General features: G+C 76.5%; 1 protein-coding gene. It reads left to right on the top strand.

The window, feature by feature from the left end; all coding sequences use genetic code 11:
- Window positions 1-126 precede the first annotated feature (126 nt).
- On the top strand, window positions 127-15684 hold the full coding sequence (locus ACFZB9_RS24640) for a type I polyketide synthase (protein WP_391450481.1): 15558 nt from the start codon (window positions 127-129) through the stop codon (window positions 15682-15684).
- The last annotated feature ends 44 nt before the right edge of the window (window positions 15685-15728 follow it).

The following is a 15728-nucleotide window of genomic DNA, read 5'->3' as shown; positions in this document are numbered from 1 at the left end:
CGCCCGTCCCGGGGACTCCGGCTCCAAGCCCTAGGGAAAACCGCAGTCGACCGTGGTCAGACTGGGCGGCGGGTCGGCCCTGGAGGTCAGGAGCCCGGCATCCCACCCCGAGAGGTTGACATCGTGATGTCGAACGAGGAGAAGCTCCGCGACTACCTGAAGCGGGCCGTCGCAGACCTTCACGAGACTCGCGAGCAACTGCGCGAGGCGGACGAGCGGAGCCGGGAGCCGATCGCGATCGTCGCGATGGCCTGCCGCTATCCGGGCGGTGTCCGCTCGCCCGAGGAGCTGTGGGAGCTGGTGCGCGACGGGGTGGACGCGGTCTGCGGTTTCCCCGCCGACCGCGGCTGGGACCTCGACGCCCTGTTCGACCCCGACCCGGACCACCCGGGCACCACCTACACCCGCGCGAGCGGTTTCCTGCACGAGGCGGCCGAGTTCGACGCCGCCTTCTTCGGCATCTCGCCGCGCGAGGCGCTGGCGATGGACCCGCAGCAGCGGCTGGTGCTGGAGACCGCCTGGGAGGCCGTCGAGCGCGCCGGGATCTCCCCGGACTCGCTGCACGGCACGCCCACCGGTGTGTTCATCGGCACGGGTCATGGCGGCTACGACACGGTGCTCACCGGGCGACCGCGGAGCGAGGAGGTGGGCGGACACCTGCTGACCGGAAACACCGTCAGTGTCGCCTCCGGGCGGATCTCCTACGCCCTCGGCCTGGAGGGCCCGGCCGTCACGGTCGACACCGCGTGCTCCTCCTCGCTGGTGGCCCTGCACCTGGCGGTGCAGTCGCTGCGCCGCGGCGAGTGCGCGCTGGCGCTGGCCGGCGGCGTCACGGTGATGTCGACCCCGCAGATGTTCGTGGAGTTCTCCCGGCAGCGCGGGCTGGCGGCGGACGGCCGCTGCAAGCCGTTCGCGGCGGCCGCCGACGGCACCGCGTGGAGCGAGGGCGCTGGGCTGCTGCTGGTCGAGCGGCTCTCCGACGCGGTTCGCAACGGGCACCCGGTGCTCGCGGTGGTGCGTGGCAGCGCGGTGAACCAGGACGGTGCGTCCAACGGGCTGACGGCCCCCAACGGCCCGTCCCAGCAGCGGGTGATCCGCCAGGCGCTGGCCGATGCCGGGCTCGCCACGGCGGAGGTGGACGCGGTCGAGGCGCACGGCACCGGCACCCGGCTGGGCGACCCGATCGAGGCGGCGGCCCTGCTCGCCACCTACGGGCAGAACCGGCCGCCGGGCCGGCCGCTGCTGCTGGGCTCGCTGAAGTCCAACATCGGTCACACCCAGGCGGCTTCGGGCGTCGCGGGTGTGATGAAGATGGTGCTGGCGATGCGGCACGGCCTGCTGCCGAAGTCGCTGCACATCGATGCCCCCTCGCCGCACGTCGACTGGTCCGCCGGCGCCGTCGAGCTGCTCGCCGAACCGGCCCCCTGGCCCGCCGCCGACCACCCGCGCCGCGCCGCCGTCTCCTCCTTCGGTGTCAGCGGGACCAACGCCCACGTGATCATCGAGCAGGCGCCCGAGGCCTCCGACGAGCAACTGCCCGCCGATCAACCCTCCCTCCCCGTCTGGCTGCTGTCGGCCAGGAGCACCGAGGCGCTGCGCGCGCAGGCCGAGCGGCTGGCCGCGCACCTGCGGGCCCGTCCGGAGCTCGACGCGGCGGACGTCGCCCACTCCCTGGCTGCCACGCGGGCCCTGCTGGAGCATCGCGCCGTCGTGCTGTCCGCCGATCGCGCGCAGGCGCTGCGGGCACTGGACGCGCTGGCCGAGGGCCGGGCCGACGCCGCACTGATCGACGCCGGGCTGGTCGACGGTGTCGCGGCCAAGGCGCCGCTGGCCTTCCTGTTCTCCGGTCAGGGATCGCAACGCCTCGGCATGGGGCGGGAGTTGTACGAGAGGTTCGCGGTGTTCGCGGCGGCCTTCGACGCCGTGTGCGCGGGCTTCGACGGCCCGCTGCGCGAGGTCGTCTGGGGCGGGGACGCGGAGCTGCTCGACCGGACCGAGCAGGCGCAGGCCGCGCTGTTCGCCGTCGAGGTCGCGCTCTTCCGGCTGCTCGAATCCTGGGGCGTGAAGCCGCAGTTCGTGGCCGGGCACTCGATCGGTGAGATCGCGGCCGCGCACGTGGCCGGAGTCTTCTCACTGGCGGACGCCTGCACGCTGGTCGCCGCGCGCGGTCGGCTGATGCAGGCGCTGCCGCCGGGCGGGGCGATGCTCGCCGTGCAGGCGACGGAGGACGAGGTCCGGCCGGTGCTCGGCGCCTCCGTCTCGATCGCGGCGGTCAACGGGCCGACGTCGGTGGTGGTCTCGGGCGCGCGGGAGGCGGTCGACGCGATCCGCGTCCGGTTCGAGCAGCAGGGCCGCAGGACGAGCCGGCTGCGGGTCTCGCACGCCTTCCACTCGCCGTTGATGGATCCGATGCTGGAGGCGTTCCGGGCGGTGCTGGCGGGCCTGTCCTTCAACGCGCCCACGCTGCCGGTGGTGTCGAACGTGACCGGCGAGCTCGCGACCCACGAGCAGCTCCGCTCCCCGGAGTACTGGGTGCGCCACGTCCGCGAGGCGGTGCGCTTCGCCGACGGTGTGTGCACGCTGCGGGCCCAGGGCGTCACCCGCTTCCTGGAGCTGGGCCCGGACGGGGTGCTGTCCGGGCCGGCCCAGGAGTCGGCCGGCGAGGACGCCGTCCTGCTGCCCGTCCTGCGCAAGGACCGCGGCGAGGAGGCGACGGCGCTGCACGCGCTGGCCACCCTGCACGTCCACGGGGTGCGGGTCGACTGGACCGCGCTGTCCGGCTCGCGGGGGCGCCGGGTCGAGCTGCCGACCTACGCCTTCCAGCACCGGCGGTTCTGGCCGCCGACCGGCGCACTGGACGTCCTGGTGGGCGAGTCGCCGGCCGATCCGGTGGAGGCCGCCTTCTGGGCGGCGGTGGAGCGCGGCGACCTGCGGGCGGCCTCCACCGTGCTGGGGATCGACGGCCGTGCGGCCGAGGCCTCACTCGACGACCTGCTCCCGGTGCTGGCCGCCTGGCGGCGCCGGCGCCGGGTCGCCTCCACCGTGGACGGCTGGGGCTACCGCACGCTCTGGACCCCGCTCACCACCCGCCCGCACGGCGTGCCGTCCGGTCACTGGCTGGTCCTGCTGCCGCAGAGCGCCGCCGATGACGACTGGTCGGCCGCGCTCTGCGACGGCCTGGCCGCCCGCGGCACGCTGGTCGAGCGCCTGGTCGTGCCGGGCACGGACATCGAGCAGGTCGCCGCCCGCCTGCGGGCCCAGCCGCCGGCCGGGGTGCTCTGCGCCCTGGCCCTGGACGAGCGCCCGCACCCCGAGTTCCCGGCGGTGCCGCAGGGCCTGGCCGCGACGGCCGCGCTGCTGCGCGCCCTGGAGCGGGCGGGCGTCCAGGCACCGCTGTGGTGCGTCACCCGCGAGGCGGTGGCCGTCGACGCCGCGGACCAGGTGCCCGGGGCGGCGCAGGCCGGGCTCTGGGGCCTGGGGCGGGTCGCCGCGCTGGAACACCCCCAGCTGTGGGGCGGGTTGGTCGACCTGCCGGCCGAGCTGGACAGCCGGATCCTGGCGGGACTGGCCGGCGTCCTCGCCGGTGTCGGCGAGGACCAGCTCGCGCTCCGCGGCTCTGGCGTGCTCGCCCGCCGGCTGGCCCGGATCCCGGCCGATCCGCGGAGCGCGGCCCCCGAGGACGGCTGGACGGCGCCCGGGGGCACGGTGCTGATCACCGGCGGCACGGGCGCCCTGGGCGCGCAGGTGGCGCACTGGCTGGCCGCCGCGGGGGCCGAGCACCTGCTGTTGGTCGGCCGCCGGGGCGCCGCCGCCGAGGGCGCGGCCGACCTGGTGGCGCGGCTGACGGCCCGGGGGACCCGGGTGACCGTGGCCGCCTGCGACGTCGCGGACCGGGCGGCGCTGGCCGGGCTGCTCGCCGAGATCCCCGCGGAGCTGCCGCTGACCGGCGTGGTGCACGCGGCCGGCCTGCTGGACGACGGCGTGCTGGCGTCGCTGACCGCCGAGCGCTTCGCGACCGTGCTGGGGGCCAAGGCCGCGGCGGCACGCCACCTGCACGAGCTGACCCGTGACCACGAGCTCGCGATGTTCGTGCTCTTCTCCTCGATCTCCGGCGTGCTGGGCAACGCCGGCCAGGCCAACTACGCGGCGGCCAACGCCTACCTGGACGCGCTGGCCGAGCAGCGCCGGGCCGAGGGCCTGGTGGCGACCTCGGTGGCCTGGGGCCCCTGGGCCGGCGCCGGCATGGCCGCCGGTACCGAGCTGCCGGCCGAGCGGACGCGGCGCGGCGGGCTGGCCCCGATGGCGCCCGAGTCGGCGCTGGCCGCCCTGCGCCGGGCGGTGGCCCGGGGGACGACCTGCGTGACCGTGGCCGATGTGGACTGGCCCGCGCTGGCCGCCGTCCTGACGGCGGCCCGCCCCGGCCCGCTGATCGCCGACCTGCCCGAGGTGCGCGCGCTGCGGGCTGCCACCGCAACCGCCCCCTCGCCGCTGCGGCAGCGCCTGGCCGGCCTGTCCGCGGCCGAGCAGGAGCGCCTCCTGGTCGAGCTGCTGCGCGAGCAGATCGCCCAGGTGCTCGGGCACGCCTCCCCGGGCACCGTCGACGCCAAGCGTGCCTTCCGGGAGCTGGGCTTCGACTCGCTGACGGCGGTCGAGCTGCGCAACCGGCTGACCGCCGTCACCGGCCTGCGCCTGCCGGCCACGCTGCTCTTCGACCACCCGACGGCCCTCGCGGTGGCCGCGCACCTGCGGGCCGAACTGACGGACGGTCAGGAAGCCCCGGCCCGCACCGCCACCGCCCCGGCCGGCTCCGAGGAGCCCGTCGCGATCGTGGCGATGGCCTGCCGCTTCCCCGGCGGGGTGAGCACGCCGGAGGACCTGTGGCAGCTGCTCGCCGACGGGACGGACAGCATCGGCGCCTTCCCGGCGGAGCGCGGTTGGGACACCGAGCGCATCTACCACCCGGACCCGGAGCACCCGGGCACCAGCTATGTCCGCGAGGGCGGGTTCATCGCCGACCTGGCCGGCTTCGACGCGGAGCTGTTCGGCATCTCGCCGCGCGAGGCACTGGCGATGGACCCCCAGCAGCGGCTGCTCCTGGAGACCGCCTGGGAGACCCTGGAACGGGCGGGTGTGGCACCGGACTCGCTGCGCGGCAGCGCCACCGGCGTCTTCGTCGGCTCCAACTTCCAGGACTACCCGAGGGTCCTGGAGGCCGCCGAGGACGACGTCGCCGGCTACCTGATGACCGGCAGCGCGTCGAGCGTGGTCTCCGGCCGGCTGTCCTACACCTTCGGCTTCGAGGGCCCGGCCGTCACCGTCGACACCGCGTGCTCCTCCTCGCTGGTGGCCCTGCACCTGGCCGCCCAGTCGCTGCGCCGCGGCGAGTGCGCGCTGGCGCTGGCCGGTGGCGTGACGCTGATGTCGACCCCGGGGACCTTCGTGGAGTTCTCCCGCCAGCGCGGGCTGGCGCCGGACGGGCGGTGCAAGCCGTTCGCGGCGGCCGCCGACGGCACCGGCTGGAGCGAGGGCGTGGGGCTGCTGCTGGTCGAGCGGCTCTCGGACGCCGTCCGCAACGGGCACCCGGTGCTGGCGGTGGTGCGCGGCAGCGCGGTGAACCAGGACGGTGCGTCCAACGGGCTGACGGCCCCCAACGGCCCGTCCCAGCAGCGGGTGATCCGGCAGGCGCTGGCCGATGCCGGGCTGACGGCCGATCAGGTGGACGCGGTCGAGGCGCACGGCACCGGCACCCGGCTGGGCGACCCGATCGAGGCCCAGGCGCTGCTCGCCACCTACGGCCAGGACCGCCCCGGCGACCGGCCGCTGCTGCTCGGCTCCGTCAAGTCCAACCTCGGTCACACCCAGGCCGCGGCCGGTGTGGCGGGCGTGCTGAAGATGGTGCTGGCGATGCGGCACGGCCTGCTCCCGAAGTCGCTGCACATCGACGCGCCCTCGCCGCACGTCGACTGGTCCGCCGGCGCCGTCGAACTGCTCACCGAACCGAGCGCCTGGCCCGCCGCCGACCGCCCGCACCGCGCCGCCGTCTCCTCCTTCGGCATCAGCGGCACCAACGCCCACGTGATCCTGGAGGCCGCCCCCGAACCGGTACCCGCCGACGACACCCCCGCCGACACCCCCGCCGACGCCAACGCCGCCCCCGACGCCGCCCCCGACCCGGCGCCGCTGCCCTGGATGCTGTCCGCGCACAGCCCGCAGGCCCTGCGTGAGCAGGCCCGCCGGCTGGCCGCCCACCTCAGGGCACCGGGCACCGAGCCGGCCGGCATCGCTCAGGCGCTGGCGACCACCCGGGCCGCCCTGGACCACCGCGCGGCCGTCGTCGCCGCCGACCGCGCGACCCTGCTGGCCGGCCTCGACGCGCTGGCCGACGGACGCGCCCACCCGGCCCTGCGCGAGGGCGCCTGCGAGGGCGACGGGGAGACGGTGTTCGTCTTCCCCGGCCAGGGCTCCCAGTGGCCCGGGATGGCGCTGGAACTGCTGGACACCGCACCGGTCTTCGCCGAGCGGATCGCCGCGTGCGAGCAGGCACTCGCGCCGTACGTCGACTGGTCGCTGGAGGAGGTGCTGCGCGGTGCGCCGCAGGCGCCGCCCCTGGAGAACGTCGACGTGGTCCAGCCGGTGCTCTTCGCCGTCATGGTCTCGCTCGCGCAGCTGTGGCGGGCGCACGGCGTGCGGCCCGCGGCCGTGGTGGGCCACTCCCAGGGCGAGATCGCCGCCGCCTGTGTGGCCGGCGCGCTCTCGCTGGACGACGCCGCGCGGGTGGTCGCGCTGCGCAGCAAGGCACTGACCGCGCTGTCCGGGCTGGGCGGCATGGTCTCGGTCGCGGCCCCGGTCGAGGCCGTCCGCGAGCGGGTCCGGGCCTGGGGCGCGCGGGCCTCGGTGGCCGCGGTCAACGGACCGAACTCCGTGGTGGTCTCCGGCGAGCCGGGGGCGCTCGACGAGTTGCTGGCCGCCTGCGAGCAGGACGGGATCCGGGCCCGCCGGGTGCCGGTGGACTACGCCTCGCACTCCGCCCAGGTGGAGCGCATCGAGGAGGAACTGGCCGCGCTGCTGGCCCCGATCACGCCGGGCCCGGCCGACATCCCGTTCTACTCGACGGTCAGCGGCACGCCGATCGACACCCTCGAACTGGACGGCGCCTACTGGTACCGCAACCTGCGCCGCACCGTGGAGTTCGAGCAGACCACCCGGGCCCTGCTGGCCGACGGCTACCGGGTCTTCATCGAGGTCAGCCCGCACCCGGTGGTGACCACCGGCGTACAGGAGACCATCGAGTCCACCGCGGTCGGCGCCGCCGCGACCGGCACGCTGCGGCGTGACGAGGGCTCGCCCACCCGGTTCCTGCTCTCGCTGGCCGAGGCCCGCAACCACGGCGCCCGGATCGACTGGAGCGTGCTCTTCGCCGGGCAGACCCCCGCCCACCCGGCGCCGCTGCCGACCTACGCCTTCCAGCACCGGCGGTTCTGGCCGCAGGCCGCGCCGGCGGCCGGTGACGTCACCGCGGCGGGCCTGGGCGCCCTGCACCACCCGCTGCTCGGCGCCGCGCTGGAACTCGCCGCCGGTGACGGTCTGGTGGCGACGGCCCGGTGGTCGCTGCGCAGCCACCCCTGGCTCGCCGACCACGCCGTCGCGGGCGTGCTGGTCGTGCCCGGCGCGGCACTGGTGGAGGCCGTGATCCGGGCCGGCGACGAGCTCGGCTGCGGCCGGATCGAGGAACTCACCCTGCACGCACCGGTCCTGCTGCCCGAGGGCGGTGAGCTGCGGGTGCAGATCGCCGTCGGCGCCCCCGACGCGTGGGGGCTGCGACCGGTGACCCTGCACACCGGCCGGGGCGAGGCGGACACGTCCTGGACCGAGCACGCCACCGGCACCCTCGCCGAGCCCGCCGACACCCCCGCCGACACTCCCGCTGAGGCGCTCGCCGCCTGGCCGCCGCGCGGGGCGCAGCCGCTGCCCGTCGACGGCTTCTACCCCGCGCTGCACGAGGCCGGCTACGCGTACGGCCCGGTGTTCCAGGGCGTCCGGGCGGCCTGGCGGCTGGGCGAGGAGGTGTTCGCCGAGGTGGAGCTGCCCGAGGCGGCACAGCCGCAGGCGGCCCGCTTCGGCCTGCACCCGGCGCTGCTGGACGCCGCACTGCACGCGGCCGGCCTCGGTCCGCTGCGCGCCCAGGACGGCCGCCCCGGCCTGCCGTTCTGCTGGACGGGTGTCTCGCTGCACGCCGCCGGGGCCACCGCACTGCGGGTGCGGCTGAGCCCGGCCGGCCCGGACAGCGTCCGCGTGCTGATGGCGGACCGCACGGGCCGGCCGGTCGCCACGATCGACACGCTGGCCGTGCGACCGCTCGCGCCCGGCTCCCTCGACGCCGGCTCCCGCGATGCCGGGGCGGATGCCGTCAGGGAGGCGCTCTTCGGCATCGAGTGGACCGCCGTGCCTCTCCCGGAGCAGCCCGTCACCCGGCCCGCCCGGTGGGCGCTGATCGGCCCCGAGCCGCGCCACGCGGCGGCCCTGGCCGAGGCCCAAGTGGTGCTGGAGGCCTGGACGGAGCCGGCCGGCGCCGAGGCGCCCGGGACCGTCCTGCTGACGGCCCCGCAGCCGCTGCCCGGCGTCCCCGAGGCGACCGCCGCGACGCTGGAGCGCGTCCTCGCGCTGCTCCAGGAGTGGCTCGCCGACGACCGCTTCGCCGCCACCCGCCTGCTCGTGGTGACCGCGGGGGCGGTCGCCACCGACGCCGGCGCGGACCTCCTCGACCTGCCCGGTGCCGCGCTCTGGGGGCTGGTCCGCTCGGCGCAGACCGAGCACCCCGGCCGGATCGTGCTCGCCGACCTCGACGGACAGCCCGCCTCCTGGCGGGCGCTGCCCGGCGCGCTCGACACGGGTGAACCGCAGCTGGCGCTGCGTCAGGGCACCGCCCACGCGCCGCGCCTGGTCCGGGCCGCGGCGGGCGAGGCGCTGGCCGTGCCGCAGGCCGCGGGGCCGTGGCGGCTGGAGATCACCGAGAAGGGCACCGTCGACAACCTCGCCCTGCTGCCCGGCCCGGAGGCGGCGCAGGCCCTGGAGCCGGGCCAGGTCCGGCTGGCGGTGCGGGCCGCCGGCCTGAACTTCCGCGATGTCCTCAACGCGCTGGGCATGTACCCCGGCGGCGCCCGCTTCCTCGGCTCCGAGGCCGCCGGCACGGTGGTCGAGGTCGGCCCGGGCGTGACCCGACTGGTCCCCGGCGACCGGGTGATGGGCATGGTGACCGGCGGCTTCGGCCCGCTGGCCGTCGCCGACCACCGGGTGCTGGTGCGGATACCGCGGGGCTGGACCTTCGCGGAGGCCGCCGCCGTCCCCGTGGTCTTCCTCACCGCCTTCTACGCCCTGCGCGACCTGGCCGGCCTGGCCGCCGGCGAGTCGGTCCTGATCCACGCCGCCAGCGGTGGCGTCGGCATGGCCGCCACCCAGCTGGCCCGGCTCTGGGGAGCCGAGGTGTACGGCACCGCGAGCGAGGCCAAGCAGGAGTCGCTGCGCGCCCAGGGGTGGCCCGCCGAGCGGCTGGCCTCCTCCCGGACCCTCGACTTCGAGGAGGCTTTCCGCACCGCCACCGGCGGCCGCGGCGTGGACGTGGTGCTGAACTCGCTGGCCGGCGAGTACGTGGACGCGTCGCTGCGTGTGCTGCGGCCGGGCGGGCGCCTGATCGAGATGGGCAAGACCGACATCCGCCCGGCGGACCAGGTCGCCCGGGAGCACCAGGGCGCCCACTACCGCGCCTTCGACCTGATCGAGGCGGGCCCGGAGCGGATCCAGCAGATGCTGACCGAGCTGGTCGACCTCTTCGAACAGGGCGCGCTGCGCCCGCTGCCGATCACCAGCTGGGACGTCCGGCACGCCCGCGAGGCGTTCCGGCACATGGCCCAGGCCCGCCACACCGGCAAGGTCGTGCTGACCGTGCCCCGTCCCTGGGATCCGGAAGGCACCGTGCTGATCACCGGTGGCACCGGCGAGCTGGGCGGCCTGCTCGTCCGCCACCTGGTCACCGAACGTGGCGTCCGCCACCTGCTGCTGACCGGCCGCCGGGGCCCGCAGGCCGCCGGCGCCCAGGCACTGAGCGCGGAACTCACCGCCCTCGGTGCCCACGTCACCGTCGCCGCCTGCGACGCCGCCGACCGGGCGGCGCTGGCCGGCCTGCTGGCCTCGGTCCCCGCCGAGCACCCACTGACCGCCGTGGTGCACGCCGCGGGCGTGCTGGACGACGGCGCGCTCGCCTCGCTCACCCCGGACCGGCTGCGCACCGTCCTTGGGCCCAAGGCCGAGGCCGCCTGGCACCTGCACGAGCTGACGGAGCGTCTGGACCTCGCCGACCTGGTGCTCTTCTCCTCGGCCGCGGGCGTCTTCGGCTCGGCCGGCCAGGGCAACTACGCGGCGGCCAACGCCTTCCTGGACGGCCTGGCCCAGCACCGCCGGCGCCGCGGGCTGCCCACCACCTCGCTCGCCTGGGGCCTGTGGGCACAGGCCAGCGGGATGACCGGGCACCTGGACGCCGCCGACCTGACCCGCGCGCGGCAGACCGGCGGGCTGACCCTGGACACCCGGCACGGGCTCGACCTGTTCGACGCGGCCGTCGCGGCCGGGCGGGCGCTGCTCGTCCCCGTCCGGCTCGACGCCGCCGCGCTGCGCTCGCGCACCCGGGACCAGCTCCCCGCCCTGCTGCGCGCGCTCTTCCGCGGCACGGCCCGCCGCACGGCCGAGCGCACCGAAGCCGACGCGCCGGAGGGGTTGCGGCGCGCCCTGGCCGCGCTGACCGCCACCGAGCGCCGGGCCCTGCTGCTCGACCTGGTCACCGGCAACGCCGCCGCGGTGCTCGGCCACGCGGACCCGGCGGCCGTCCACGCGGGCCGCCCCTTCCGCGACCTGGGCTTCGACTCGCTCACCGCGGTCGAACTGCGCAACCGGCTGAACACCGCCACCGGCCTGCGGCTGCCGGCCACCCTGGTCTTCGACTACCCGAACCCGGCCGCGCTCGCGGACCACCTCGATACGCGCCTCTCGGGCGGGAGCACCGAGACGGGCACGCCGGTGGCGGCGGCCGCCGCCGACGAGCCGATCGCGATCGTCGGCATGGCCTGCCACTACCCCGGCGGCGTCCGCTCGCCGGAGGACCTGTGGGCCCTGCTGGCCTCGGGCACCGACGCCGTCGCCGCCCTGCCCACCGACCGCGGCTGGGACCTGGAGCGGCTCTACGACGCCGTCCCCGACGAGCTCGGCGGCTCCCGCACCCTGGAGGGCGGGTTCCTGCACCACGCCGCCGAGTTCGACGCCGACTTCTTCGGCATCGGCCCGAACGAGGCACTGGCGATGGACCCGCAGCAGCGACTGCTGCTGGAGACCGCCTGGGAGGCGGTCGAGCGGGCCGGCATCGACCCGCGGACGCTGCGCGGCAGCCGCACCGGCGTCTTCGCCGGCCTCTCCTCCAGCGACTACCTCGGCCGGGTCCACCAGATCCCCGAGGAGCTCGCGGGCTACGTCAACAACGGCAACGCCGGCAGCGTGGTCTCCGGCCGGGTCGCCTACACCCTGGGCCTGGAGGGCCCGGCGGTCACCGTCGACACGGCCTGCTCCTCCTCACTGGTGGCCCTGCACCTGGCGGTGCAGGCGCTGCGCGGCGGCGAGTGCTCGATGGCCCTGGCCGGCGGGGTGACCGTGATGTCCTCCCCGGGGATCATGGTCGACTTCTCCCGCCAGCGCGGGCTGGCGGCCGACGGCCGCTGCAAGCCGTTCGCGGCGGCCGCCGACGGGACCGGATTCGCCGAGGGCGTCGGCCTGCTGGTGGTCGAACGGCTCAGCGACGCGCGGCGGGCCGGCCGTCGGATCTGGGCCGTGGTGCGCGGCAGCGCGGTCAACCAGGACGGCGCCAGCAACGGACTCAGCGCCCCCAACGGCCCCTCCCAGCAGCGGGTGATCCGCCAGGCCCTGGCCAACGCCGGGCTGACGGCCGACCAGGTGGACGCCGTCGAGGCGCACGGCACCGGCACCCGGCTGGGAGACCCGATCGAAGCCCAGGCCCTGCTGGCCACCTACGGCCAGGACCGCCCCGGCGACCGGCCGCTGCTGCTCGGCTCCATCAAGTCGAACATCGGGCACAGTCAGGCCGCGGCCGGGGTCGCGGGCGTGCTGAAGATGGTGCTGGCGATGCGGCACGACCTGCTGCCCAGGAGCCTGCACATCGACACCCCCACCCCGCAGGTGGACTGGTCCACCGGCGCCGTGAGCCTGCTCGCCGAGGCCGCGCCGTGGCCCGCCACCGGGCACCCGCGCCGGGCCGGCGTCTCCTCCTTCGGCATCAGCGGCACCAACGCGCACGTCATCCTCGAACAGGCGCCACCGGCCGAACCGGGCCCGGCCGAGCCGGCGCCCGAGCCCCCCACACTGCCGCTGGTGCTGTCGGCCCGCACCGCGCCCGCGCTGCGCGGCCAGGCCCGGGCCCTGCTCGCCCACCTGGAGACGGCCCCGGTCCTCGACACCGCCGCGTCCCTGGTCGGCGGCCGCGCCACCCTCGAACACCGGGCCGTGGTGATCGGCACGGACCGCGAGGCACTGCGCACCGGGCTGCGCGCCCTGGCCGACGCCACGCCGGCGCCCGGGGTCGTGCACGGCCGCTACGCCGCCGGCCGCGAGCGCAAGGTCGTCCTGGTCTTTCCCGGCCAGGGCTCCCAGTGGGCCGGCATGGGACGCGAACTGCTGGACACCTCACCGGCGTTCGCCGAGCGGATCGCCGAGTGCGAGCAGGCGCTGGCGCCGTACGTCGACTGGTCGCTGCGCGAGGTGCTGCGCGGCGCCCCAGGCGCGCCCGACCTGGACCGGGTGGACGTCGCCCAGCCCGCGCTGTGGGCGGTGATGGTCGCGCTGGCCGAGGTGTGGCGCGCGCACGGGGTGGAGCCGGCCGCGGTGCTGGGGCACTCCCAGGGCGAGATCGCGGCGGCCTGCGTCGCCGGCCTGCTCTCGCCGGCCGACGCGGCCAAGGTGGTCGCGCTGCGCAGCAAGGCCATCGCCGCCGGACTCTCGGGCCACGGCGGGATGGTGTCGGTGACCGCGCCGCACGCCGAGGTCCTGGCCCGGCTCACGGCCTGGGGCGAGCGGATCTCGGTGGCCGCCGTCAACGGACCCGCCGCCGTGGTCGTCTCCGGCGACCCCGACGCCCTGGCCGAACTCGTCGAGTCCTGCACCCGCGAGGGTGTGCGGGCCAAGCGGATCCCCGTGGACTACGCCTCGCACTCGGCGCAGGTCGAGCGGATCCGCGAGACCCTGCTGGCGGACCTGGCCGGCATCGCGACCAGGCCCGGCCGGATCCCGTTCCTCTCCACGGTGACGGCCGACTGGGCCGACGGCGACACCCGGCTCGACGCGCGGTACTGGTACGAGAACCTGCGGCGCACCGTGCGCCTGGAGGAGTCGGTGCGCGCCCTGCTGCGCCACGGCCACGACGTCTTCGTCGAGTCCAGCCCGCACCCCGTCCTCACCATGGGCATCGAGGACACCGTCGCCGCCGCGGAGGCGGAAGCGGTGGTGGTCGGGTCCCTGCGCCGCGACGAGGGCGGAGCGGCCCGCGTGCTGGCCTCGCTGGCCGAGGCGCACACGCACGGCGTCCGGGTCGACTGGCGCGGCGCGGTCGCGGGCGGCCGGGCCGTGGACCTGCCGACCTACGCCTTCCAGCGCGAGCGCTACTGGCTGGAGGCGACGCCACCGGCCACCGCCGGGCAGCAGGACGCGCTGTTCCGGATCGACTGGAACGCACTGCCCGTCACCCGGGCCGAGGACCGCCCCGCCCCGTCGACCCGCAGCTTCGAGCGGCTGCCCGACCTGCGCGCCGCCCTCGCAGCCGGGGAACTGGAACCGGCACCCGACACCGTGCTGCTGCGCTACGCGGCCGAGGCGCCGACCGGCGGCGAGCTCGCCGCGGCGGCGCACCAGGCCGTGCGCGAGGTGCTGGAGCTGACCCGCTGCTGGCTGGCCGACGCCCGCCTCGCCGCCTCGCGCCTGGTCCTGGTGACCCGTGGTGCGGTCGGCACCGGAGCACCGGAGGAGGTCCCCGCCCCCGCGGACGCGGCCGTCTGGGGGCTGATCCGCTCCGCGCAGTCCGAGCACCCCGGCCGGTTCCTGCTGGTCGACCTGGACGGCCGGGCGGGCTCCGAACAGGCCCTGGCGGCCGCGACGGCCGCCGCCCTGGCCGCCGGGGAATCCCAACTGGCCCTGCGCGACGGCACGGCGCTGGTGCCGCGCCTGCTCCCGGCCGCCACCCCGGCGCGCACCGCTGCCCCCGCCTGGCAGTGGGACGACACGGGCGAGGGCACCGTGCTGATCACCGGCGGGACGGGCACGCTCGGCGGCCTGGTCGCCCGGCACCTGGTCACCCGGCACGGGGTGCGCCACCTGCTGCTGACCGGGCGGCGCGGCCCCGACGCCCCCGCAGCCGCGGCGCTGCGCGCGGAGCTGGCCGACCTCGGCGCCGAAGTCTCGGTGGTCGCCTGCGACGCCGCCGACCGGGAGCAGCTCGCCGCCGTGCTGTGCGACATCCCGGCCGAGCACCCGCTGACCGGCGTGGTCCACGCGGCCGGCGTGCTCAGGGACGGCCTGCTGGAGACCCTGACGGACGACCAGGTCGAGCAGGTGCTGCGGCCCAAGGTGGACGCCGCGTGGCACCTGCACGAGCTGACCCGGGAGACGAAGCTCTCCGCCTTCGTGCTCTTCTCCTCCTTCGCCGGCCTCGCCGGCGGCCCGGGGCAGGCCAACTACGCGGCGGCCAACGCCTTCCTCGACGCCCTCGCGCACCACCGCAGGGCGCAGGGTCTGACCGCCGTCTCGCTGGCGTGGGGATACTGGGGAGAATCCAGTGGAATGACGGGCACCCTGGCCGACGTGGATGTTGCCCGCTTCGCCCGCTCCGGGATGCTGCCGCTCTCGGCCCGCCAAGGACTCGGCCTGCTCGACACGGCGGCAGCCGTCGACAGCCCGCTGCTGGTCCCCCTCCGGCTGGATCTGCGCTCCCGCACCTCCGGTGACGTCCCGGCACTGCTGCGCGGGCTGCTCCGCACCCCGGTGCGCCAGGCCGGCAGTGCGGCCGGCGCCGATACCGGGGCGCGGGAGGGGCGGCTCGCGGAGCAGGAGCTCAGGGACCGGCTGGCCGGGCTGAGCCCGGCCAGGCAGGAGCAGCTGCTGCTCCAGCTGATCACCGGTCATGTCGCCACCGTCCTCGGCCACGGATCCGCCGCGGCGATCGAGGCCGAGCGCGGCTTCCTGGACCTCGGCATGTCTTCGCTGACGGCAGTCGAGCTGCGCAACCGCCTCAACGCGGAGACCGGTCTGCGGCTGCCGACCACGGCGGTCTTCGACCACCCGACCCCGGTCGGGCTGGCCCGCCACCTGCGGACCGCACTGGACAGCGCCTCGGGCACCACGCCGGGCGGCACGTCGGCCGCGCCGGTCCTCGCCGAACTCGACGGCCTGGAGAAGGCCGTCGCCGGCTGCGCACTCGACGCCGACACCCGCGCCCAGCTGGTCCTGCGGCTGCGGACACTGCAGTGGAAGCTCGACGCCGACGACGAGGACGACAGCGGTGACGGCGGCGACGCCGACCTCGAAACCTCGACCGACGACGAGATCTTCGACCTCATCGACAACGAACTCGGCCTCGCCTGACCCAGCCCAGCCGATCACCACGGGTCACACCGAACACGCGGCAC

This window comes from Kitasatospora sp. NPDC008050, assembly GCF_042957465.1.
In the GTDB taxonomy this organism is placed as follows: Bacteria; Actinomycetota; Actinomycetes; order Streptomycetales; family Streptomycetaceae; genus Kitasatospora.
The sequence above is the reverse complement of the archived record's forward strand: the minus strand, read 5'-3'. Positions and strand labels throughout refer to the sequence as shown.

Coding starts and splice junctions, on each gene's coding strand:
- ACFZB9_RS24640 (WP_391450481.1), top strand. CDS start 127: ATGTCGAACGAGGAGAAGCTCCGCGACTACCTGAAGCGGGCCGTCGCA.